The following is a 636-nucleotide window of genomic DNA, read 5'->3' as shown; positions in this document are numbered from 1 at the left end:
AGCGTGGTGCCCGAGCGCGGCAGCCCGACGATGAAAACCGGGCGCGGTGTGCCCGCCGGTGGCGGCACGGTGTTGCGCGGCAGCCCCTCCGCCATCCGGCCGAGCCATGCGAAGAGCGCCGCGTCGCGGTGCGGATCGTGGCGCAGTGCCGCGCGGCGCAGGCTGTTGCCCCGCTCAAGACAGTCGAATGCCGTGTCGCTGCCCGGGGTGATCTGGTCGAGCGCGTTGAACAGCGCGAAGTGAAGCCGTGCGCGATCGGCAAGGGGCATGTCGCCGTCCTGCCGCGCGAGCTGACGCAGCTGCGCCAGGTGCGGGTCGTCCGCCGTGTAATCATGCAGGTGCGAGAAGTTAAGATGCGCCTGCATGTTCCGGGGGTGCAGCGCCATCGCGCGCCGATAGGCGGCCCGGGCCGGCGCGCTTTGCCCCCGGGCGGCCGCGATCACCCCGAGGGACAAATGCGCCTCGGCGCGCCGTGGCGTATCGCGCGTGTCGCGCGTGGCGGCAAGGGCGCGCCGGTGCGCCTGCGCGGCCATGTCCAGATCGCCGAGTTCGCGCAGCGTTCGGTTCCCAGTCTTTCTGCGGGGCAAGGCGGATGCGCGCGCCGTTGGCCCCGCCCCGCAGGTCGGACTGCCGGAA

1 pseudogene is annotated in these 636 nt (G+C 72.8%); it reads right to left on the bottom strand.

Annotated elements, in window-relative coordinates:
• Positions 1 to 587, bottom strand: a pseudogene (locus tag ACH107_RS33355) (hypothetical protein); the annotation flags it as partial.
• Between the last annotated feature and the right edge of the window lie 49 nt (positions 588 to 636).

The organism is Roseovarius halophilus (ex Wu et al. 2025) (assembly GCF_047086965.1).
Note: the sequence above shows the minus strand (reverse complement) of the source record. Positions and strands in the feature narration are given on the sequence as shown.